The organism is Teichococcus globiformis, assembly GCF_042646265.1.
Classification (GTDB): domain Bacteria; phylum Pseudomonadota; class Alphaproteobacteria; order Acetobacterales; family Acetobacteraceae; genus Pseudoroseomonas; species Pseudoroseomonas globiformis.
The window spans coordinates 290,222-312,525 of sequence record NZ_JBHRTN010000007.1 but is presented as its reverse complement, the minus strand read 5'-3'; the positions used below and the strand labels follow the sequence as shown (position 1 = coordinate 312,525).

Below are 22,304 nucleotides of genomic sequence, written 5' to 3'. Positions count from 1 at the left end.
ACTGATCGGTTTTAACGAACGATATGACAAGAGCAACATGTTGGATTGATTGGTTCAATCCTTTCATTCTTGTGAGATGCCGCCGAACACTTCCGCCTTGTCCCACCCCGCATTCAAACTGTTACCCGGCCTCGCCCTCTGCGGAGTGATCGCTGTCGTGGCTGCCATCCTCGCCAGCTTCCAGACGCATCTGCTGGGTCGGGCCTGGCTCGACGCCCTGGTGTTGGCGATCCTGCTCGGCACCGCCTGGCGCTCCTTGGTTCCCCTTCCTGCCAAGGCGGCATCGGGTATCGCTTTCAGTGCAAAGACGTTGCTGGAGGTCGCGGTGATGCTGCTCGGCGCCTCTCTCAGCACAACGGCCCTGTTGGCAGCCGGTCCCGCCCTGATCCTCGGCATTGGAGCCATCGTCGCCCTGTCGATCGTGCTGACCTACAGCATCGGCCGGGGCTTCGGCCTACCGCGTAAAATGGCTGTGCTGGTGGCTTGCGGCAATTCCATCTGCGGTAACTCCGCCATTGCGGCGGTGGCACCCATTATTGGCGCACAGGCCAAGGATGTGGCCGCCGCCATCGCCTTTACGGCAGCGCTCGGCGTAGGCGTGGTGCTGGCCTTGCCCCTTCTGGTCCCCCTTCTGGCGCTGGACCCGCTTCAATACGGCGTGCTCGCTGGCCTCACCGTTTATGCCGTACCACAGGTTTTGGCGGCCGCCGCTCCGGTCGGACCGTTGGCGGTACAGATGGGCACTCTGGTCAAGCTGGTCCGGGTGCTTGCCCTTGGGCCGGTGGTGCTCGGACTCTCCCTGCTGACGGCACGCCGCGCCGGGCCAGGGCAGCGGCCCGGCTTGGCCAAGCTGGTTCCCTGGTTCATTGTCGGCTTCATAGTGCTGGCGGCGATCCGGGCTATGGGATGGCTGCCCGCCGCTTTGTTGCATCCCATCGCCTGGGCTGCAGAAGTGCTGACCGTGCTGGCCATGGCCGCCCTGGGCCTGGGCGTGGACATGCGCGCCATGGCCAAGGCCGGCACTGCGGTGACCATGACCGTGCTGCTGTCCTTGCTTCTGCTTGCCCTGCTCAGCTTGGCCTTGATCGTGGTTCTGCAGCCAGGCTGAGGCAGCACGGCACGGTACCAGCCGCCAGCGCCTATCAGCGTTTCGCCTCGATGGCCTCCCAGAGCGCCTTCTCCAAATTCACGCCGTCAAAGCGAGCCACCTCCTGAAGGCCGGTCGGCGAGGTGACGTTGATCTCGGTAAGATAATCTCCGATCACGTCGATCCCGACAAAGATGAGGCCCCGCTGCTTCAGGGCGGGTCCGATCCGGGCACAGATCTCGCGGTCACGCTCGGTCAGTGCCACCTTCTCGGCACGACCACCGACATGCATGTTGCTGCGGCTTTCGCCGGTAGCGGGCACGCGGTTGATCGCGCCCATCGGCTCGCCATCCACCAGGATGATGCGCTTGTCGCCCAGCCGCACGGCCGGAACATACTGCTGGATCATCAGGGGCTCGCGCGAGCGTTCGGCGTAAAGTTCGAGCAGGGCATTCAGGTTGCCGTCTTCGGGGCGGAGGTGGAACACGCCCGCTCCGCCATTGCCGAAGAGTGGCTTGACGATGATATCGCCGTGCTTTTCGCGGAACTTCCGCACTTCCAGCGGATCATGCGTGATCATCGTGTCTGGCATTAGATCGGGGAACTGCATCACGAAAAGCTTCTCCGGTGCGTTACGCACGGCCACCGGATCATTCACCACAAGGGTGCGGGGGTGCAGCATCTCCAGGATGTGCGTCGCCGTGATATAGGCCATGTCGAAGGGCGGGTCCTGCCGCATCAGCACCACGTCCATGGTGGACAAGTCGACTTCCCGCGCTTCTCCAAGTGTGTAGTGGTTGCCCTTCTCCCGTCGCACCTCCACCGGCTGCGCGCGAGCCAGCACCTGGCCCGACCGCAGGGTCAGGTCCTTCACATGGTAATGCCACAAGGCATGGCCACGGGCCTGGGCTTCCAGCATCAGGACGAAGGTGCTGTCCCCGTCAATGTTGACGCTCTGGATCGGGTCCATCTGGACAGCCACTTTCAAGGGCTTCACCATGATATGCTCCATTCGGGCGGGGCCGAGTGACACGGCCGGTCAGGCCGATTGGTGGCACTGCTTGGGCCCGAAGGCCAGAGGCGGCGTCGCGCCGGGATCTCCGCGCAATGTCGAGGTGACGTTCAGAGCCGGCAGAGGCCGCGGCGAAGTGGAAGGAAACGGATTGATGCTTCCATGACGATCCTTTCTGGCAAGGCCAGGCTGGCCGGCGTCCTCGGTTGGCCTGCGTCACATTCCCGGTCGCCCAGACTGCACGGCTATTGGCTGCGGCAGCATGACATCGATGGTACCTATATTCCCCTTGAGGTGAGCCCGGAGGATTTTCCCACTGCGGTCCGCGCCCTGCTCCGAATGGGCTTCAAGGGCGCCAACGTAACGATCCCGCACAAGGAAGCTGCCTTCGCCGCCTGTGACGAGGTGGCACCCAGCGCGGTCCGGGCCGGAGCGGTGAACACGCTGGTGTTCCGGGAAGGCCGTGTTCTGGGCAGCAACACGGACGGGTTCGGCTTTCTGGAAAGCGTCCGCGAGCAGGCACCCGGGTGGCGCGCGGATGCGGGGCCGGCGATTCTGCTGGGTGCCGGAGGCGCCGCCCGCGCCATCGCCGCGGCCTTGCTGGATGCTGGCTGCCCCCGCCTCACCATCGTCAATCGCAGCATCGGGCGGGCCGAAACCCTGGCACGCGAGATTGGCGGTGCGGTGGAGGTGGCCTCCAAGCCGGATCTTGCCCAAGCCGCGCTTCTGGTGAATTCGACCAGCCTTGGCATGGTCGGTCAGCCGCCATTGGAAATCGATCTCACTCCTCTGCCGCCGCACGCCGTGGTCGCGGATGCCGTCTATGTTCCGCTTGAAACGCCCTTGCTCGCAGCGGCGCGCCGGCGTGGATTGCGTGCGGTGGATGGGCTGGGCATGCTGCTGCATCAGGCCCGGCCGGGTTTCGAGGCGTGGTTCGGCATTTCGCCCGAGGTCGACGCGGCCTTGCGGGAGTTTGTCGCCGGCGACCTGCCGCGCGCGGCATGATGGTTCTGGGCCTGACAGGCGGCATCGGCATGGGCAAGTCACATGCGGCTACGCAGTTCCGCCGCCTCGGTATCCCCATCTTCGACGCGGACGACACGGTTCATCGCCTGCAATCCGTGCGGGGTCGCGCGGTCAGGCCGATCGGCGACGCCTTTCCTGGCACGATCGCGAATGGCGGGGTGAACCGGGAAGCCCTTCGGCAGGCGGTACTTGGAAATCCCGCTGCCCTGAAGCGCCTGGAGAGAATCGTGCACCCCCTGGTCCGGTCGGAGGAGCGGCGCTTCATTCAGCGATGCCGCAGGCAGGGCAGACGGCTGGTCGTGCTGGACATCCCGCTGCTGTTTGAGACAGGAGGCGATGCGCGATGCGACGTGGTGGTGGTGGTTTCCGCCCCCGCCGCGGTGCAGCGCGCGCGCGTGCTTCGGCGCTCCGGCATGACGCGGGAACGGCTTTCCGCTATTCTGGCCCGCCAGATGCCGGATGCCGAAAAGCAGCGCCGTGCGGATTTTGTTGTCCGTACCGGCCTGTCCCGCGGCCATGCCACCCGCGCCATCACTCGCTTGCTGCAGAGCCTTCGATGACCCGCACTCTGATCCTCGACACCGAAACCACCGGGCTGGACCCGCTGACTGGCGACCGTATCCTGGAAGTCGCCGTGGTGGAGCTGATCAATCTGGTTCCGTCCGGGCGGCACTACCATGTGCTGATCGATCCGGAGCGCGAGGTTCCGGAGGAAGCCGCACGGGTGCATGGCTTCACCTGGGACATGCTGCGCGGCAAGCCAAAATTCGCCGAGATCCTGCCAGAGATGCTGGTGTTCCTTGGTGACGATCCCATCGTGGCCCACAATGCGAGCTTTGACTTCGCCTTTCTGGACTCCGAGTTCAAGAAGGCAGGTCAGCCAACCATTGACCGTCGGCGGATGATCGACAGCCTGGTGCTCGCGAAGAAGCGTTTTCCTGGCCTGCCAAACAGCCTCGATGCTTTGTGCCGGCGGTATGGCATCGACAATTCGATGCGCACATCGCACAACGCTTTGCTGGACGTCCAGCTTCTGGCGCAGGTCTATCTGGAACTGATGGGCGGCAAGCAGCCGGGCCTCGGCCTCGTATCCGCCCCCGTCCTGCAATCCCCGGTGATCGTCGCCGTTCAGTCCACCGCAGATACCGCACGGTCGCCCCGGCTCATCATGCCCACGGAAGCGGAAATCGCCGCACACCACGCTTTCGTCCAGAAGCTCAAGGAGCCGCTCTGGAACAGCGTGGAAGCGGCGGAACCCGCAGCCGGCTGAAGACAGGTCGGTTCAGGAATTCCAGTCCGGCGCGAAGTCTGGCTGAACCTGTCGTTGATCCTTGGGCAGCCGGTCGATCGTGGCGATCTCCTCCACTGTGAGACGGGACATCAGCTGAACTGCGTCGAGATTGGCTTGCTGGCTCTCGCGGCGCGACGCCTTGGGAATGGCCACCACACCGTGTTGACGGAGAAGCCAGGCCAGACCCACCTGAAGCGGCGAGACACCATGGCTTGAAGCAATGTCGCGCAGCACAGGCTGCTCGGCCAGGATGCCACGAGCCAGGGGTGAATAGGCGGTGAGCGCAATGTCTCGCGGCTGGCACCAATCCAGCAACGGCTTCTGGGACAGAAGCGCGTGGTACTCGACCTGCAGACAGGCTGGCTCCGCGCCCATCTGCTCAAGCTGACGCATCAGTGAGGGCGTGAAGTTGGAGACACCCCAGGCCCGGATCAGCCCGGCCTCCCGTGCCGCGCCAAGGGTCTTGATAATCCCGGGCAGATCCATCCCCGGCGCCGGCCAGTGCACCAGGAAAAGGTCGAGATAGGACGTCCGGAGCTTTGCGAGCGAGGCGTCCAGTGAGCGGCGCAGCGCCTCGGGCTCCAGGCTGTCCCACCATACCTTGCTGGTCAGGAAGATCTGCTCCCGCGGCAAGCCGGCGGCGGCCATGGCCGCGCCAACCTCCGCCTCGTTCTCGTAGCGCGCGGCGGTGTCGAGGTGACGGTAGCCTAGCGCGAGCGCACCCTCGACTCCTGCCTGTCCTTCCGCGCCGGTCATCTTGAACGTGCCAAGTCCCAGCTTCGGGATGGCGATCCGGCTGGTTTCGAGAACAGGAATCTTCATGGCAGCGGTTACTCTTCGCTTGTCTGCCGCCAAGGATCAGGCAGGAGGCGCCCTGCGGCAACCCCCTCGCCTCCATCACGTTGCCAAGGCAGCAGCCGGCGCCTTAAGCGGAGCGGCCCAGGGAGCGCCGGGCGATCTCTGCCAGGAAACCACTCGCGACGGGAAGAACGTCATCGTTGAAATCGTAGCCGGGATTATGCAGTTCCCGCCCTCCCTCGGCCGAGCCGTTTCCGATCCAGACAAAGGCGCCGGGAACCTCCTGCAGGAAGCGGGAAAAATCCTCGCCGGTCATGGCCGGGGGAATGTCGCGGCGCAGCGCCGACACGGCCGCGGCAGCTTCGGCGGCCATCTCCCGCGGCCCTGCATGATTGCGGGTCACCGGGACGCCGCCACGAAAGGCCACGGAAGCATTCACGCCAAACGTCACCTCCAGCCCCGCCGCCACCCGGCGCAATCCGCTGCGGATCTGCTCGCCAACCTCGTCACGCAGGAAGCGCATGCTGCCCAGAATATCGACCCGGGCAGCGATCTGGTTCTGGGCCTCGCCGCCATGGATGGTCGTCAGGCTGACCACGCCCGTGTCCATCGGATCGAGCGACCGGGCGACAATGGACTGGCAGGCAACGATGGCATGGCCCGCCGCAACAACCGGGTCCCTTGTCAGGTGCGGCAATGCCGCGTGCCCGGCATGGCCTTCGATGGCGATTTCGAAGCGGTCTCCAGCTGCCATGACGGCATCCTCATGCACCGCGATGGTTCCTGTCGCCAAGCCTGGCCAGTTGTGCCAGCCATAGATCTGGTCCATCGGGAAGCGGTGGAACAAGCCATCCTTGATCATGGAAGCGGCACCGCCGCCGCCCTCTTCCGCCGGTTGGAAAACCAGCCGCACCGTGCCGCTCCAGTTCTGGTCGGCCATCAGGAGGGCGGCGGCGCCGAGCAGCGCCACGGTGTGGCCGTCATGCCCGCAGGCGTGCATGACGCCCGACACGGTGCTACGCCAGGGCAGGTCCTGCCCCGCCTCCTCGATCGGCAGGGCGTCCATGTCACCGCGCAGCCCGACGCTGCGGTTGCTGCCGGAGCGTTGAAGGGTTGCGACAACGCCATGGCCACCGACATGCTGGGTGATATCGGTGATGCCGAGCTCTTTCAGCCACTCCACCACCTGAGCCGCCGTTGCGCCCTCGTGATGGGTCAGTCCGGGATTGGCGTGGAGATGCCGGCGCCAACGGGTGAGCGTTTCTGCAAGGGTCGGATCCATACGGGAAGGCATACCGCTTAAAACGATGCGCCTCAAACAACGCTTCTCCCTGCTGCTGCTCCCCGGCCTTGGCCTTGCCGCTACCCTGGTCGCGGCGGCACCGCACGTTCTGATGCCCCCGGCCTTCGCCCAGGCTGCGGATGACACGGCTGGCGAAGCGGCGCTCGCGGCGGAAGCCGAAGCCGAACCCGTGCTGCCCTACACGGTGACCTTGCCGGAAACGGGGGACGAGGCACTCGACGATGCGATCCGCCGCGCTTCCGGCCTGGAGCAGTTGCGGGAAGCCGCGCCGGTGGACGGGTTTGGGCTTGTGGGCCGGGCCATCGCCGAGGCTGATGCGATGCAGGCGGCGTTGCGATCCGAGGGGTATTATCGGGGCATGGCTCGCATCCTCGTGGACGGCCAGGCGCCCGACACGCCCGGACTGGCCGAGCGCCTTCAATCGCGGGCGCGCCCGCCTGCCGATGCCCGTGATGGGGAAACACCTGTTGCCGTGACCGTGGCGGTGGAGCCGGGAGCGCAGTACAGGCTCGCGCCCGTGCGCCTGCAGGCTGAACCGGCCGGCATTCCGATTGACGATGCGGGGGAGACAGGGCTGGAAACCGGCGCACCGGCCCGTGCCCAGCCAGTGCTCGACGCGGAGGGCCGCCTTGCCGCCGCTCTCAAGGAGGCCGGTCATCCCTTTGCCGCCGTTCGCCGAAGGGTCACGGTGGATCATGACACCCGGCAGATGGAAGTCACTTTCATTGTTGCCCCTGGCCCGCGCGCCGACTTCGCCATGCCACGGGTGGAGGGGCAGCAGCGCACGAGGGACAGCCTGGTTCAGACCGTGGTCGCCCCGCTGGCCGACCAGCGCTACAATCAGGCCACGCTGGACGAGACGCGCCGCGACCTGCTGGCCCTCGGGGTTTTTTCAACGGTGCGCGCACGTGCCGGCGAGCGGCTGGACCAGGAAGGCCACCTTCCTGTCACCTTCACCGTTATCGAGCGTCCATTGCGGGCCATCGGCTTCGGCGCCGCCTACGAGACGCGGTACGGCCCCACCTTCAACGCCTATTGGGAGCACCGGAACCTGTTCGGCGGTGCCGAGCGCTTTCGGGTGGAGGGCGAGGTCAACCGTCTCGGCACCACCGGCGACACCAGCGACACGGGTGGCCGGGTGGGCGTCAGCCTTGCAACTCCCTGGTTCCTGGGCCGCAACCAGACCGTGACCTTTGATATTGCGGCGCTGCGCGAGCGGCCGGACGCCTATGACCGCGACGCCTTCACCGCCAGCGCGATTCTGGAACGCGAGATTTCCCGGCGGCTGACCATTGGCCTTGGGCCTCAGATCGAGTTCAGCCGGGTGACGCAAGATGGTGTCACGAACGAGTATCAGCTGCTTGGCCTGCTGGGTCAGCTGCGCTGGGACACAACGGACAACCCGCTGAACCCGAGCCGCGGCGTCCGCGTTTCCGGACTGGTCAACCCCATCTACAGCCTGGGCGAGAGCAACACCTTCACCCGGCTGCGGGCCCAGGGCAGCACGTACCTCGATATTCTTGGCGACAAAGGCAGCATTCTGGCGCTGCGGGGGGTCGTCGGCAGCATTGTCGGTGCTTCGGTTGGATCCGTGCCGCCTGACAAGCGTTTCTATTCCGGCGGCGGCGGATCGGTGCGCGGCTACGACTACCAATCGATTGGACCGCGTACTCTGAACGACGAGCCCCGCGGCGGTCTTTCCCTGGTGGAGGGTTCGGTGGAACTGCGGCAGCGCGTTAGCGGACCCTGGGGCATGGCGGCCTTTGTGGATGCCGGCGCCGTCACCGAGGACCCGACGCCCACCTTCGACAATCTCAAGGTCGGGGCCGGGCTTGGCGTACGATACCAGACGGGCATCGGCCCCATCCGTGCCGACATCGCCATTCCCCTCAACAAGGAGGAAGGCGACGCGGCCTTCGGCTTTTATATCGGCATCGGGCAGGCTTTCTGATGGGACGCTTTCTGAAATGGGCAGGGATCGCACTCGCGGTCCTGATCCTGCTTCCCGTTCTGCTGATTGCGGGGATCGTCATCGGCGTGAACACCGGACCTGGCCAGAGGCTGCTTGCCTCCACCGCCGAGCGCTTCGTGCCGGGCCTGTCGATCGAAGGCCTGCACGGCCCGATCCCTGGCGGCCCCGGCTTCGCACGCCTCAGCATGTCGGACGGTAATGGCCCCTGGCTTGAAATTGAGGATGCCCGGCTGAGCTTCGACTACATGGCGCTGCTGGGTCGCGAGCTACGTATCGAGGAACTGGCGGCGAGGCGCGTTGCCCTTCTTCGCATCCCACCACCCGGGGAAACGCCGCAAGAGCCGCAGCCTGCCGAGGAACCTGGCAGTGTTGTGCCGCAGCTTCCAGAGCTGCCCATCTCCATCCACCTCGACCGCCTTGCGATTGATCGCATCGAGGTTGCGAATCAGGTCGTCACCCTGCCGTCCGGCGACCCGAACGGGCTGGTGCTCTCGCTCGAGGGCGATGCGAGCTTTGTGGAGGCCATCCTCCAGGCCCGGTTGTCCGTGCAGCGCCTGGATGCGCCTGGCCAGTTCGAGCTGGATCTCGGCCTGGACCCGTCCAGCCGGCTAGCCGGGCGGCTGCGGGCCCAGGAGCCACCGGGCGGCTTGATGGCCACCGCTCTCGGCATCGCTGATGCACCGGCTGAATTGGACCTGACCCTGGATGGTCCGCCCGAAGGTGCTGACCTGACCCTGCGAAGTGATTTTGGTGGCCAGGCCGGCATGACGGCGGATGGTCGAGTGGCGCTGACCGCCGGTGGCGCCTTTGCCATGGCCCTCAAGGGGCGCCTCCAGCCGCCGGCGGCGCTGGCGCCGGAGCCGGTTCGTTCCATCGAGTTCGATGTTGATGCCAGCGTGCCCGCGGGTGGCGATCCGCAGCTTCGCCACCTCCGGGTCGCTGCCGCAGCCGGAACGGTGGAAGCCAGCGGCAATCAGCAGAAACTCGACCTTCAGGCGCGAATCGCACCCTCGGCCACGCTGGGAGCGCTTGTGCCGGAGATCGTCGGTTGGCAGGAGATCACCCTGGCCGGCTCCGTGCATGACGCCGAGCGACTCGATGTGCGGGTTCTGCCACGTGGCCTGACAGGCCCTGAGCCCATGGGCGGCGTGGTTGGGCCCGACCCCGTCATCACCTTCCGGGGCACAGCGCAGCATGTGGAGGAACTTCTGGTTGAGGGCGCGGGCGCCAAGCTGCGCTTGAGCGGCGACGTAGGGGAGAGTCTGGCCCTGCTCGCTGATCTCGAAGTTCCGGACCTGAAGGCAGCGCGCCCGGAGGTGGAAGGCCCGCTTTCCGCCCACGTCCGCATCTTTGGCCCGAGGGCCGATCCCGGCTTCGCGCTGGAGGTGCAAAGCCCGGGAGTGAACGCCGCAGGGCGTCGGATCGAGGCACTGATGCTGCACGCCGAAGCGCCCAATATCAGCGGCATGGCCGGCCAGCTGCGCCTAACCGGGCGTGCCGAAGGGCAGCCTGTCTCCGTGGCACTGACCGCAGCACGTGAAGGCGATCTGGTCAGGCTGGCCGAAGCCCGTGCCGAGTTCGGACCTGTGCATGCCGATGCCGGTGGCACCTTCAACATGGCCACGACGCGCTTTGACGGGCAGGCCGTGCTGCGATCCGAGAACTTGGCACCCCTCGCGCCCTTGATCGGCCAGCCTGTCGCTGGCGGACTGCGGATCGAGGCGAAGGCCACCGCCACGCCCGAGGGCGGGCAGGTTTTCGACATGCGGGCGCGGACCCAGCGCCTGCGGTATGCGGGCCAGGACTACGCGCTGGATGCAAGCTTCTCCGGGAATGAGGCGGATGCTGAGTGGCGCCTGGATGCCACATTGCCGCAGGCGCGGATTGACGGCCGTGGACGTTTCAGCCAGCGCCCGGACCAGGGCATGCGCGTGGATATTGCCGCCTTCAGCGCCATGCAGGGAGACCTTGGGATCCGGTTGGCTGCTCCGGCCGCCGTCCTGATGCCACCCTCCGGTGCTATTGAGATCCCTGGTATGCGTCTTGCTGCCCGACCTGCCGGCAACTTCACTGTCAGTGGCAGGTGGGGACCGCAGAATGCCGATTTGCGGGTCGCGCTGGCGGCACTTCCCGCCTCCCTGGTCAACATGTTCGCACCTGAGCCGCGGCTATCCGGCACAGTGGTGGGGGAAGCCCGCATCACCGGACCAACTTCCGCGCCGGAGGTGAATGCGACGCTGAACGGCACCGGGCTGCGGGTGGATGCCCCTTGGTCCCGTGGCTGGCCAGCAGCTTCGCTGCAGGTGCAGGCGGCGCGGACCGGCGCCGGTGCAGTGCGGGCCAACGCCGCGCTGCGAATGGGCAACATGCTCACCCTGGATGCCGAGGCATCGCTGCCACAGGGTCCAGGAAGCGAGGCTCCGGTCTCCGCCCGTGTCACGGGCAACACCAACCTGCAGCCGCTGCTGTCACCCAGCCTCGGCGGGGGTGCCAATCAGGTCACCGGCCGCATTGTTCTGGATGGCGGAGCCTCGGGCACCCTGGCGCAGCCCATTCTCAACGGCACCGCGACGCTCAGCGGCGGCGAGGTGCGTAATCCGGTCTATGGGCTGCGGCTGCGCAACATCCAAGGCCGCGTTCGGGCCGCGGGTGAGCAAGTGCTGCTGGAGAATTTCGTAGCCCTGGCCGGGAATGGCCGCATCACCATGCAAGGGCAGGCACAGCCCTTCGCTGCGGGCATTCCCTTGCAGATCGACATCGCGGCCCGCGATGCCACGCCGATCCAGAGCGAGTTGCTGACCGCGCTGCTGGATGCCGATCTTCGCTTCACCGGCCCGCTTCAGACCAGCCCTGCCCTCGGTGGTACCGTTCGGATGCGGCGAGTGGCCGTGAACATCCCGAACACGCTGCCTGGAGGCGGCGTCGCCACGCTGGGAGACGTGCGGGAGCGCGGCGCCAACGCACCCGCCCCCCCGCCGCCTGGCCCTGCCGCGCCTCCGGTGGCATTGGATATCACCGTCCAAGCGCCCCAATCCATTTTGATTCGCGGCCGTGGCTTGGACGCGGAATTGGGTGGACAGCTTCATGTCGGTGGCACCGCCAGCGATCCGCAGCCGGACGGCGCCTTCACTCTGCGGCGTGGCACCTTCCAGCTCATAGACCGGCGCATCCAGTTCGACCGCGGCAGCAGCCTCTCCTTTGACGGCAACATGCTGCCCACGCTGAACTTCAACGCCACCACCAGGGCGCAGAGCCTGGCCATCACCATCAGCATTACCGGCCCGCCCAACGATCCGCAGATCAGCTTCACATCCAGCCCCGAATTGCCGCAGGACGAGGTGCTGGCACGCCTTCTCTTCAACCGACCATTGGATCGACTGTCTCCGTTCGAGATTGCCCAGCTGGCTGGTGGCGCCGCGACCTTGGCCGGCGCAGGACCTGGAGGGTCGCGCGGCTTTCTGGGTGGCATTGCCGATCGCCTGGGCCTGGACCGACTGGGCGTTGGCGGCGGTGGCGGGAATAACGGCAGCAACAATGCCGACAGCGGCAACATCAATCCGACAGTGCAGGCTGGCGGTTATGTCGGACAGGGCGTGTATGTCGGGGTCGAACAAGGCGCGGAAGGCGGACCGCGCGTAGGTGTGGAACTGGAAGTCACACCCCGGCTGAAGGTGGAGAGCAGCACGGGCGGGGAGAACGGCGAAAGGGTAGGTTTGTCCTACGAGTTTGAATACTGATGCCGGAACCGCTTCACTCCGTTCCGCCTGTGTGTCACTTCGTCAGGCGTTGAGGAGAATCGATCAGTATGCGTGCTTTCGAAGGGCAGATTTCCGGCAATCGACCGATCTCTCGTTCGACCGAGGAAAAGAAGCGCCAATTGCGTGAACTTAAGGATGCACTTGCGGCCCTAAAGCCGCAGGCGGCCGCCAGCCTCCGCGCCTCGCTTACGGCCAAGATCAAAGCGTTGGAAACAGAACTCGCGCCACGGAAGTGACCTGAGACTTTGTGCGGCCACGCCAGGCGATCCGTCGCCTGGCACGCATCGCGGTCAGGCCCGTCCCGCTTTCGGGACAGTTACGCGCCCTGGCTCAGGACGCGCGCGCTTCCGGCTCTGCCGGCTCCGAACCGGCGTGCTTGTTGGGTGGCGGAAGCTCTACCTCGATCGCCAGGGTGCTCATATCTCCCCCTCGATCGAGCGAGACGTTGACTGCCTTGGGATCGATGGCGACATAGCGCGCCACCACTTCGATCAGTTCCTTTTGCAGCCGCGGCAGGAAGTCGCTGCCGGTCCGGCTGATCCGCTCATGCGCCAGGACAATTTGCAGCCTTTCCTTGGCCGCACCAGCGCTGCTCGGCGGCGGTTTGCTTTTGCCGCGAAAGACGTCAAGCCAGCTCATGCGGCCCTCCCCCCAAACAGGCGCGCCAGGAAACCACGCTTTTCGGGCTCAATGAAGCGATGCGGTCGTTCTTCGCCCAGAAAGCGGGCGACGGCGTCCTTGTAGGCCTGACCTGCCGTGCTGCCCTCGTCGAGGATCACGGGGCTACCGGTGTTGGAAGCCTTGAGCACGCTTTCGCTCTCGGGAATTACGCCGAGCAATGGGATGGCCAGGATCTCCCGGATATCCTCCAGCTTCAGCATCTCGCCTTTCTCGACCCGCGCGGCATCATAGCGGGTGACCACCAGATGCTCCTTCACGGGCTCGCGCTTTTCCTCGGCCCGCTTCGAGCGTGACTGCAACACGCCGAGGATGCGATCCGAATCGCGCACCGAGGACACTTCAGGATTGGTCACGATGATGGCCTGGTCGGCGAAATACAGCGCCAGCAACGCACCCTTCTCGATGCCGGCAGGGCTGTCACATAGGATGTAGTCGAACTCCTTCGCCAATTCCTCGATGATCGTCGCAACGCCCTCCTTGGTCAGGGCGTCCTTGTCACGTGTTTGGCTGGCGGGAAGGATGGACAGGGTGTCCACTCGCTTGTCACGAATCAAAGCCTGGTTGAGCTTTGCCTCGCCGGTGATGACGTTGACGATGTCAAACACCACGCGGCGCTCCACGCCCATGATCAGGTCAAGGTTGCGCAGTCCAACATCGAAGTCGATGACAACCGTTTTCTTGCCGGCTTGCGCCAGACCCGTGGCGAAGGCAGCCGAGCTTGTGGTCTTGCCGACCCCTCCCTTGCCCGACGTCACCACGATCACTTGCGCCATTGAAAATCTCCTCTCCGCCGCTGCGGCCTTGCCTCAGAAAGCCGGGTCAGCCCAGCCGGTCAAATCTCATATTCTCGCCGACAAGCCGCACCTGCACGGCCTTGCCGATCGGCGCATCCGCCAGCCCATCCCGCACCGCGTAGTAACCGGCGATGGACACCAATTCCGGGTCGAAGTTAAGAGCAAAGACCCGTGCATCCAGGTTGTCTGCTCCGCCGGCAATCGCCCGCCCGCGCAAGTGGCCGTAGACATGAAGGTTGCCGTCCGCAATGACTTCGGCACCGGGATTCACCGTGCCATTGACGATCAGATCGGCACCTTGCGCCCAGATCCTCTGGCCCGCCCGCACGGCATGGTCGATCACCATGGTAGGCCGTGCGCCTTCCACAGGGGCATGCGATGCCGAAAGGGCAGGCTCGGTCACCGGCGGTGGAGGAGCATTCTGCGCCGGGGCAAGCGGAACCGCTTCCTCCTTGCCGCCGGCTGTGCGCAACGGAGGAAGCCCCGCACCTTGCGCGGCCGCACGAAGCTCTGGTGAACCGCCCACCGTGCCAATCGGTGTGATCTCGATGCGGCGGAGCTCGGCGGCCAAGGTGACGAAATCCACGCCCTGGCCTCCTCCTTCCAGATCATCCAGGCCAATCACCAGCGGCGCGAAACGCAAGAAGCCCGGTGCCCTGCGAAATTGATCCGCCAAGGCCGGAATCACGGCTTCTGGCCGCGGATCGAGCAGGCGCAGCACAAGAAGATTGAAGTTCGCGCCGCGCAACCGAAACGGCTCTAGGCGGGCATGGGCGGCGGGTACGGACATCGGGTGCGGATGCGATCCTGGCTGAAGAGACGACGTCTCGGCTGATCCGGGTTGCGGCACAGACGGTTCGAATATGTCCGCAGGCACGCGGCGATTCGCAACATATACAGAAGCGCAGCGTCTTACAGAAGCCGCGGCTTCGCGTAAAAGCCGAAGCCGCGCTGCCCCCGAAGAGGATACGCCTACCGATGGCCAAGATCATCCCCACACGTGAGGATTATCGGTACTTCCTGGAAATCCCGACGCGGTGGGCTGATCAGGATGCCTATAGACACGTCAATAACGCTGTCTATTACACCTACTTCGATACTCTGGTTGCCTCGTTCCTTGGCTCGCTTGCCCTGGCTCCGGAACAGGATGGGATCGGCGTGGTTGTGGAAACCATGTGCCGCCACCATACGCCCGCCTTCTTCCCTGAGACCTTGACCGCAGCATTGCGCGCTGGCCGCATCGGCACCAGTTCGGTGCGCTACGAGATCGGCATCTTTCGCCCTGGCCACATATCGGCCTGCGCAGACGGGCATTTCATCCACGTCCAGGTCGATCTGGCCGACCAGCACCGCACGCGGGCTATTCCTGAGAGGCTTCGAAATGCCCTTGTCCCGCTGCTGACAACCTAACCAGCTACGTCTTCGGCCTCAAGCCACAGCCTGAATTGAGGTGTGGGCGCACGGTGGGTGCGGGCCAAGGTGCAGCCGGCCTCAGGCCCTATAGTCGCTTGAGAGGTCGCTCCCAGCAGCCTGCCGGCAGCCAGAGGCCGAAGCTTTGCATCCCGGCCTCTGAGCTCCGGTGGCGCCGCCATGCGCTGCGCCAACAAACAGACACCTATGTGGAGGAGCCGACCTACCTACTGATGTCAGCCGCGGGTGCCAGCCTCGGCGGATTTGCGCTCGATCAGCTCGATCTTGTAGCCGTCCGGGTCCTCGACGAAGGCGATCACCGTGGTGCCGAACTTCACCGGGCCGGGCTCGCGGGTGATCTTGGCGCCCGCCTGCCTCAGCGTCTCGCAGGTTGCATAGACATCCGGCACGCCGATGGCCAAATGTCCGAACGCGTTGCCGAGTTCGTACTTCTCCACCCCATAATTGTAGGTCAGCTCGATCACGCCGGCGCCACTGCTTTCCGGTGCGTATCCGACAAAGACGAGCGTGTACTTGCCGTCCGGAACGTCATTGCGGCGAAGCTCCTTCATGCCAAGCAGGCGGGTGTAGAAATCGACGCTGCGTTCCAGGTCGCCCACGCGGATCATGGTGTGCAGGAAGCTGCTCATGGCATTCTCTCCTCAGGAAACTGGTATGGACCAGATGGGATCGCCGGGATCAACAGCAACCAGAAACAAGCCGGCGGCCTCAGCCGCCGCCACGGTTGAGGCACGGTTCACCACAATGGTCCCATTGGCCTCAATGGCGATGCCGCGCAGCCCTGCCGCCGCAGCGGCCCGGATGGTGGCATCACCGATGGCCGGTAGGTCGATCCGGCGGTCCTGACCTGGCTTCAGGATTTTCACCAGTACGCCGCCGGGGCCTTCCCGCCTCTGCTCCCCTGCCCGGGCGAGCATGGCATCCGTGCCTTCAATGGCTTCAACAGCCAGAACAAGCCCTTGCTGCACCACGCAGCCCTGTCCCACATCCACCGAGCCCAGCGCGCGCACCACCGCAATGCCCCGCGCGATGTCTCGCCGCGCTGTTTCATCCGGCTCTACGGAGGAAAGGTGTTCCGGGCCCGCCACCAGGAATTCCGCCAACACGGCCTGCGCCGGAACAGGCTCGAAGCCCTCTTCCTGCAGCACGCGCAGAACGGCCTTCAGCAAGGAATCGTCGCCGCCGAACGCCTTCATGCCCACGCGCGGTAATAGACGGGCAGCGCCGGCATCGGGCCGAAGCGAAAGAAAGCTCGGCCGCGTCACGCGTCCGGCCAGAACAACTTCCCGCACTCCCGCTCCCCGCAACCATTCCAGCATCCGGCCGGCGGCGCCGAGCCGGCACACGATGTGCGGATAGGATGCGTAGGAGGCGGGCTCTCCGAAGCCTTCAAGCACCACGACATGCGGCAACCGGCCTGCTGCGGCGGCGGCGGCGGCGGCGCGCCGCGGCATGTCTCCTGCCCCGACAATCATGCCGAGTGGCTGGCCGGCCGCGCCCTGCAGCCGGGCCGGCAAGGCGGTGGACAGGCTCACGGCCTAGCCCTGAGCCTCGCCCTCATCCTCCTCCAGCGGAGCCACACGCCGGGCCCGGCAAAGCCCGCGCTTGCTGTCACCGCGGATGAAGGCGAGGATTTCCTGGACGGCCGGATGATCGCCATGCTCGCGCGCGACGTGCTGAACCCGCTCCTGTAGGTTCCCTGCACTCCGGAAGAGGGCTCGGTAAACGGCACGGAGCTGGTGAATCTCGGCCCGAGAAAAACCGCGCCGCTTGAGCCCAATCAGGTTCAGGCCCGTCAGCCGTGCGCGGTTACCGAGCACGGCGCCAAACGGGATCACGTCGGCTTCCACGCCGCTCATGCCGCCGATCACCGACTGCCGACCGATCCGCACGAACTGGTGCAAGGCCGCGCCGCCACCGACAAACACCGTATCGGCGATCTGCACATGTCCGCCCAGCATCACGTTGTTGGCCAGGATCACATGATGATCCAGCGTGCAATCATGGCCGATGTGGGCATTGACCATGATCAGGCAGTCGGCGCCAACCGTGGTCACACCATGCCCGCCAACGCTGCCGCGATGGATGGTGGCATGCTCGCGGATCAAGGTGCGCGCACCGACCACGACCCGTGTTGGCTCGCCCTTGTACTTGAGGTCTTGCGGCGGCAGGCCTACCGAGGCGCCGGGGCTGATCCTGACGCCTTCCCCGATCTCCACATGGCCATCAATGACAACATGGCCGTCGATCGCCACACCCTGGCCCAGCGTGACATCGGCACCGATGATGCTGAATGGTCCGATCCGGCAATGCGCGGCGATCACGGCGCCAGGGGCGATGATGGCGGAGGGGTGAACTTCCGCCGAAGGATGGATGCCAGGCTCACGCGCGGCCGGGGAGGATTCGAGCACGGTCATCCGATCTCAGTGGCCCATGATCATGGCCGAATAGGTGGCCTCGGCGACGACGGTGCCGTCCACCCGCACCACGGCATTGAACTTCCACACATTCCGCCGTGCCTGCTCCTTGCGGATATGGATCCGCAACTGGTCACCAGGGCCAACGGGGCGACGGAACTTGGCGTTCTCGACGCTCATGAAGTAAACCACCTTGCCCCGCGCATCGGCACCCAAAGTTTCCACCACCAGCACGGCCGCGGTCTGCGCCATCGCTTCGATGATCAGCACGCCCGGCATTACCGGGTGGCTGGGGAAATGGCCCTGGAAGAACGGTTCGTTGATGGTGACGTTCTTGATGCCAATGGCGCTTTCGCCCAGCACCACATCCACCATGCGGTCCAGCAGCAGGAAGGGGTACCGGTGCGGAATTGCCGCCATGATCCGGGCGATGTCGCAGACTTCCATCGTCCGCTGCGCGTCGGTCGCCTCGCTGGGGGGCTGTTCCTGTTGATCCATGCCGCTAGTCCGTCTGCTCCGGCCGCCCTGCCGGCGGCCCCTTTTGTTCTTCCATGCCGGCAGGATGCGCCTTTCGCGCTCCGACACGCCGGAGATACAATGCTGCCCGCAATGCATCCTTCACGGGCATGGCGGGTGAGCCGGTAACGTCTTGGCCCGCCGCGATGTCGCCCTGCACACCGGCCTGGGCGCCGACCCTGGCCCGGGAGCCGATCGTGAGGTGTCCTGTCAACCCCGCCTGCCCGGCTATGGTGACGTAGTCCCCGAGCTTTGTGGAACCCGAAATACCGACCTGTGCCACAATCACGCAACCGCGCCCAGTGGTCACGTTGTGGCCGATCTGCACCAGGTTGTCGAGCCGAGTGCCGGCGCCGAGCACCGTGTCGCCCATTGCGCCACGGTCAACGCAGCTATTGGCTCCGACCTCGACCTCGTCCTCTAGGCGCACCCGCCCGAGCTGCGGAATGGTCAGGAAGCGCCCGTCCGGGGTCGGTGCGAAACCATAGCCTTCCTGTCCGACCCTTGCGCCGTGGTGCAGAGTCACCCGATCGCCGGCAATGCAGCAAACCGCGCTCGCATGGGCATGGATGCGGCAATCATCGCCGAAGACGCATCCTGGCCCGATGACCACATGGGGTCCCAGGACGCAGCGAGCTCCCAGAATGGCGCCCGGGCCGATCACCGCATAGGCACCGATCTCGCAACCCTCGCCCAGAATAGCATCCGCCGCCACGGAGGCGGTCGGATGGATGCCGGGAACGGGTGGCGGCGGCGGGTGAAACAGGCCTGCGATGCGCGCAAAGGCAAGGTGCGGCGCCGGGCTGATCAGCCCGGCGCAGCCGGCGGGCAAAGACCCTGCGAACTCGGACCGCAGCACAACCGCACCGGCGCGGCTAGCCCTCAGGGCGTCCAGGTGCTTCCGGCCATCCAGGAACGCCACCTCGTCCGGGCCAGCAAGCTCCAACGGCGCGACGTCGCGGAAAGGCAAGGCACCCTCGCCCACCATTTCGGCGCCGGCAGCCTTGGCAAGGTCGGAGAGCTGAAACGGGCCGGCCGCCGGGTGAAAGCGGGGATCGGCGGCCATCGCGTCAGTTCCGCCTCGGGGCCTGCCCCTGGGCGGGCGCCGCGGCAGGACGATTTGACGCGGGCTGAGCGCCCTCGGGCGGCAAGGTCACCGATTTGATGACCTTGTTGAGCTGTGCGGTCACCTCGGGCGAAAGATCGAAGGGCGGGTCGTTGTAGATGACCAGGGGACGCGGCAGCACCAGGTTCACCTTGCGGCTGGCCGCTACCTGGCGGATCACCGTGGCCAGAGCCTGTTCGATCTCCTGCAAACCTTCCTGTGCGGCCTGCTCGATATCGCGCGAACGGTCGCGGAACACCCGCTGGGAATCCTGCACGCGCTCCTGAAGATCGCGTTCCTTGTTGCGAAGTTCTTCGGGCGAGGCGGCACTGCGCTGGTTTGCCAGCGCCTGCTGTTCCTCGCGCCACCGCGCCTGCTCGCGCTGAAGGTCGTCGTTCAGCTTCTGGCGGCGACGCTCCACCTCTTCTCGCACGGCATTGAATGCGGTGGAGTCACGCTGCACGGCCTGCACATCGACGATGCCGATCACGGCAGCGGGCGGGGACTCGCCCGGCGGCAGCGGCGCGGGATTGGGCTGCACGGCGCGCTGGGCGGGACGCTGCTGCTGTTGCTGAGCCGGTCGCTGCGCCGGGGTCTGGCGCTGCTGCTGCTGCTGGCCCTGGTTCGGTACGAACCATTCCTGCTGCTGTGCCCATGAAGCTCCGCTGCCCACAAGCATGGAAGAGAACAAGGTGGCGGCAAAAAGGGCCGGGGCGCGTCTGGCCATGATCATCAAACTCCGTGCGGATCAGAAGCGCGTGCCGAAGCCGAAGCGGAAGACCTGCGTTTCATCGTAGTCCTTCTTCACCACGGCCTGCGCCAGATCGATATTGATCAGGCCGAAAGGGCTGCGCCATGAGATGCCGATGCCGGCACCTACGCGGGGCGCGCTATCATCGACGATGGTGGCACCCGGATCGATGTTGCTCAGCGAGCCGACATCGACGAAGGCACGCCCGATCAGCCCGATCTCGGATGGCACGGGAAGCGGGAAGCGCATCTCCGTGCTTTGCGTCCAGATGGTTCGGCCACCCAGAGAGTCATCGCTCAACGTGTCGCGCGGACCAGCGCCGGCCACCGCGAAGCCGCGCAGATTCTCGCCGCCCAGGAAGAAGCGGTCGAGGATGCGCTCCCGCTTATCGCTGCCGCCATAGCTTTCCATGTGGCCGGCACCTGCCGAAATGGCGAGGACATAATCCGGATCGCCGAGCAAACGCTCGAACGGGACGTAGTAGGTGCCGTCCAGGCGGCCGCGGACGTAATTGACGTCACCACCCAGACCGGCCAGATCGATGCCGAGCCGGACCACGTAGCCACTGCGCGGATCGAGGCGCGAATCGCGCGTATCGTAGGTCAGCGTCTGGCCGATCTGCGACAGCAGCGTCACGCCCTGCTGCTCCCGGATGTAGATGCTGGCATCCCGATCGACATTGAACACGTTGCGGCGGGACAGCGTATAGGCCCAGGACTGACGCAGCCGTTCGTTGAACTCGTAGCCGGCGCGCAGGCTGAAGCCGGCACGGCGCTCCTCGTAGCCCGAGTAATCCGTCAGGTCGCGAACAACGTAGAAGAGATCGGCGCCCACCGACAGGTTGCGGTCCAGGAAGGACGGATCGGTGACCGACAGATCGACCTGGCTGCGGCGCTGGGCGATCGTGGTGTTGATGCGGCCGTCGATCCCGGTACCGAGCAGGTTGCGCTCGCGCAGCCCCAAATCGGCCAACGCTCCCGCATCCGTGGAATAGCCGCCGCCGAGCGAGATTTCGCCCGTGGCCCGTTCCGTTACATTGGCATTGAGCACGACGCGATCTGGCGTGCCACCAGGCTGCGGCGCGATCTGCACGTCGCTGAAATAGCCCAGGTCACGGATACGCTGCCGCGAGCGGTTCAACTGTGCCGCATTGAAGGCATCGCCTTCAACCATGCGCATCTCGCGGCGGATCACGCGGTCCTGTGTCCGGGTATTCCCGGTGATGTCGATGCGCTCGATATAGGCGCGCGGCCCTTCCGCCACATTGAAGGCGACGTCCACCCGGCGGTCCTCGGGGTGGCGCGTGATCCGAGGCTCAACCTCGACAAACGGTGCGCCGGCCAGATTCGCCCGGTCGATCAGCGTCTGGTTCATGTTCTCGACGGCGTCGCCATCATACCAGTCGCCCTGCCGGATGGTCAGTGCCGGTGTCAGGTCCGCACCGGTGACATTGCGCAGGCTTGAATTGATGTCGACCTTGCCGACGCGGTAGCGGGGGCCTTCCTTGATCGTGTAGGTGACAAAGAAGCCACTGCGATCGGGCGCCAGCTCGGCGGTCGCGTCGGTAATCTGCACATCCGCGTAGCCTTCCCGCTGATAATAGCGGCGCAGCAGCTCACGATCGAAATTCAGGCGCTCAGGGTCATAGGTGTCGGAGGTGGAAAAGACCCGATACCAAGCGGATTCGCGGGATGCCACGATCTCCTTCAGCCGGCTGTCGGAGAAGGCCTCGTTACCAATGAAATTGACGCGGCTGATAAGGGCGGAGTCGCCCTCGGTGATCTCGAACACCACATCGACGCGGTTCTGGTCGCGTTCGATGATCTTGGGTTCGACCCGGGCGGCGAAGCGGCCGCGCCGGGCATAAAGCTCCAGCAGCCGCTGCCGGTCCGCCTGCGCCGTAGCCGGCGTGAACACCGCGCGCTCCCGCAGGGTGATCACCGGACGCAGCGTGTCGTCCGACAGGGCGCTATTCCCCTCGAATGCCACCTGATTGACGATCGGGTTCTCCTGAACCCGGACCACCAGGCGTTCGCCTTGCCGGGTGATCTGCACATCCCGGAACAGGCCAGTGGCGAAAAGCGTTCGCAGACTGCGATCCACCCCATCGCCATTATAGGCATCGCCGGGCTGGATCAGCATGTAGGAGCGGATGGTATCCGCCTCAATGCGCTGATTCCCCTGGATGTCGATGCCGGTGATCGTGCTGCCGGAAACCTGCCCCGGCGCACCGGCGGCCCGACGTGGTTGAGCCTGCACATCAGCCGGCATCAGGGCAGGTACGAGGCAGGTGGCGGCGAGCAGAAGGGCGCGGGTGGCGTGCAAGGGTCGGATCCGGGGCCAGTGATGAGGGCCGGAGAAG

At 65.5% G+C, this 22,304-nt stretch carries 21 protein-coding genes; 8 read left to right on the top strand and 13 right to left on the bottom strand.

The window, feature by feature from the left end; all coding sequences use genetic code 11:
* Window positions 1-76 precede the first annotated feature (76 nt).
* Window positions 77-1,108, top strand: a complete 1,032-nt coding sequence (locus tag ACFOD4_RS06695) for a YeiH family protein (protein ID WP_379595155.1) — start codon at window positions 77-79, stop codon at window positions 1,106-1,108.
* A 34-nt stretch (window positions 1,109-1,142) separates the two neighbouring features.
* On the opposite strand, the gene gshB is transcribed toward ACFOD4_RS06695, so the two are convergent.
* A complete protein-coding gene (gene gshB, locus ACFOD4_RS06690; protein WP_379595154.1) occupies window positions 1,143-2,087 on the bottom strand; it encodes a glutathione synthase in 945 nt (314 codons plus the stop codon).
* 174 nt (window positions 2,088-2,261) lie between these two features.
* On the opposite strand from gshB, the gene ACFOD4_RS06685 reads away from it, so the two are divergent.
* From ACFOD4_RS06685 to dnaQ, 3 genes are read left to right on the top strand one after another with little or no spacing between them, the layout of a single operon-like run.
* On the top strand, window positions 2,262-3,104 hold the full coding sequence (locus ACFOD4_RS06685) for a shikimate dehydrogenase (RefSeq protein WP_456316878.1): 843 nt from the start codon (window positions 2,262-2,264) through the stop codon (window positions 3,102-3,104).
* Window positions 3,101-3,685, top strand: coding sequence for a dephospho-CoA kinase (gene coaE / locus ACFOD4_RS06680; RefSeq protein WP_379595153.1), 585 nt, complete (start codon window positions 3,101-3,103; stop codon window positions 3,683-3,685). The genes ACFOD4_RS06685 and coaE overlap by 4 nt, the downstream gene beginning before the upstream one ends.
* On the top strand, window positions 3,682-4,395 hold the full coding sequence (dnaQ, locus tag ACFOD4_RS06675; protein WP_379595152.1) for a DNA polymerase III subunit epsilon: 714 nt from the start codon (window positions 3,682-3,684) through the stop codon (window positions 4,393-4,395). Before coaE ends, dnaQ begins: the two co-directional genes overlap by 4 nt.
* 12 nt (window positions 4,396-4,407) lie before the next feature.
* Here the strand turns inward: dnaQ and ACFOD4_RS06670 are convergent, their stop codons facing one another.
* Window positions 4,408-5,238 (bottom strand): aldo/keto reductase, encoded by an 831-nt coding sequence (locus ACFOD4_RS06670; RefSeq protein ID WP_379595151.1) that lies wholly within the window; start codon window positions 5,236-5,238, stop codon window positions 4,408-4,410.
* A 103-nt stretch (window positions 5,239-5,341) separates the two neighbouring features.
* Complete coding sequence (locus ACFOD4_RS06665; RefSeq protein WP_379595150.1) at window positions 5,342-6,496, bottom strand: amidohydrolase; 1,155 nt, start codon at window positions 6,494-6,496, stop codon at window positions 5,342-5,344.
* A gap of 25 nt (window positions 6,497-6,521) precedes the next feature.
* Between ACFOD4_RS06665 and ACFOD4_RS06660 the strand changes: the two genes are divergently transcribed.
* From ACFOD4_RS06660 to ACFOD4_RS06650, 3 genes are all read left to right on the top strand, one after another.
* On the top strand, window positions 6,522-8,468 hold the full coding sequence (locus ACFOD4_RS06660; RefSeq protein WP_379595149.1) for an autotransporter assembly complex protein TamA: 1,947 nt from the start codon (window positions 6,522-6,524) through the stop codon (window positions 8,466-8,468).
* On the top strand, window positions 8,468-12,226 hold the full coding sequence (locus ACFOD4_RS06655; protein ID WP_379595148.1) for a translocation/assembly module TamB domain-containing protein: 3,759 nt from the start codon (window positions 8,468-8,470) through the stop codon (window positions 12,224-12,226). The genes ACFOD4_RS06660 and ACFOD4_RS06655 overlap by 1 nt, the downstream gene beginning before the upstream one ends.
* Window positions 12,227-12,294: 68 nt before the next feature.
* The gene (locus ACFOD4_RS06650) at window positions 12,295-12,483 is read left to right on the top strand and encodes a hypothetical protein (protein WP_379595147.1); all 189 of its coding nucleotides are present in this window, start codon (window positions 12,295-12,297) and stop codon (window positions 12,481-12,483) included.
* A gap of 94 nt (window positions 12,484-12,577) precedes the next feature.
* On the opposite strand, the gene minE is transcribed toward ACFOD4_RS06650, so the two are convergent.
* From minE to minC, 3 genes are read right to left on the bottom strand one after another with little or no spacing between them, the layout of a single operon-like run.
* Window positions 12,578-12,886 carry a cell division topological specificity factor MinE gene (minE, locus tag ACFOD4_RS06645; protein WP_379595146.1) on the bottom strand — a complete coding sequence of 103 codons (309 nt, stop codon included), beginning with the start codon at window positions 12,884-12,886 and terminating at the stop codon, window positions 12,578-12,580.
* A complete protein-coding gene (gene minD / locus ACFOD4_RS06640) occupies window positions 12,883-13,701 on the bottom strand; it encodes a septum site-determining protein MinD (RefSeq protein WP_379595145.1) in 819 nt (272 codons plus the stop codon). The genes minE and minD overlap by 4 nt, the downstream gene beginning before the upstream one ends.
* A 46-nt stretch (window positions 13,702-13,747) precedes the next feature.
* Window positions 13,748-14,512, bottom strand: a complete 765-nt coding sequence (minC, locus tag ACFOD4_RS06635) for a septum site-determining protein MinC (protein ID WP_379595144.1) — start codon at window positions 14,510-14,512, stop codon at window positions 13,748-13,750.
* Between the two features lie 188 nt (window positions 14,513-14,700).
* Between minC and ACFOD4_RS06630 the strand changes: the two genes are divergently transcribed.
* Window positions 14,701-15,132, top strand: a complete 432-nt coding sequence (locus tag ACFOD4_RS06630; protein ID WP_379595143.1) for an acyl-CoA thioesterase — start codon at window positions 14,701-14,703, stop codon at window positions 15,130-15,132.
* A 236-nt stretch (window positions 15,133-15,368) separates the two neighbouring features.
* Here the strand turns inward: ACFOD4_RS06630 and gloA are convergent, their stop codons facing one another.
* The 7 genes from gloA to bamA form a co-directional block, all read right to left on the bottom strand.
* Complete coding sequence (gene gloA / locus ACFOD4_RS06625) at window positions 15,369-15,782, bottom strand: lactoylglutathione lyase (RefSeq protein ID WP_379595142.1); 414 nt, start codon at window positions 15,780-15,782, stop codon at window positions 15,369-15,371.
* A 12-nt stretch (window positions 15,783-15,794) separates the two neighbouring features.
* Window positions 15,795-16,628 carry an LpxI family protein gene (locus ACFOD4_RS06620; RefSeq protein ID WP_379595271.1) on the bottom strand — a complete coding sequence of 278 codons (834 nt, stop codon included), beginning with the start codon at window positions 16,626-16,628 and terminating at the stop codon, window positions 15,795-15,797.
* Window positions 16,629-16,691: 63 nt separating this feature from the next.
* Window positions 16,692-17,570: an acyl-ACP--UDP-N-acetylglucosamine O-acyltransferase gene (gene lpxA, locus ACFOD4_RS06615; RefSeq protein ID WP_379595141.1), complete on the bottom strand. Its 879-nt coding sequence runs from the start codon at window positions 17,568-17,570 to the stop codon at window positions 16,692-16,694.
* A gap of 6 nt (window positions 17,571-17,576) precedes the next feature.
* Window positions 17,577-18,068, bottom strand: a complete 492-nt coding sequence (fabZ, locus tag ACFOD4_RS06610; RefSeq protein ID WP_379595140.1) for a 3-hydroxyacyl-ACP dehydratase FabZ — start codon at window positions 18,066-18,068, stop codon at window positions 17,577-17,579.
* Window positions 18,069-18,072: 4 nt separating this feature from the next.
* A complete protein-coding gene (gene lpxD / locus ACFOD4_RS06605) occupies window positions 18,073-19,152 on the bottom strand; it encodes a UDP-3-O-(3-hydroxymyristoyl)glucosamine N-acyltransferase (RefSeq protein ID WP_379595139.1) in 1,080 nt (359 codons plus the stop codon).
* A 4-nt stretch (window positions 19,153-19,156) separates the two neighbouring features.
* Window positions 19,157-19,918 carry an OmpH family outer membrane protein gene (locus tag ACFOD4_RS06600; protein ID WP_379595138.1) on the bottom strand — a complete coding sequence of 254 codons (762 nt, stop codon included), beginning with the start codon at window positions 19,916-19,918 and terminating at the stop codon, window positions 19,157-19,159.
* A 21-nt stretch (window positions 19,919-19,939) separates the two neighbouring features.
* Window positions 19,940-22,267 (bottom strand): outer membrane protein assembly factor BamA, encoded by a 2,328-nt coding sequence (bamA, locus tag ACFOD4_RS06595; protein ID WP_379595137.1) that lies wholly within the window; start codon window positions 22,265-22,267, stop codon window positions 19,940-19,942.
* Window positions 22,268-22,304: the final 37 nt, after the last annotated feature.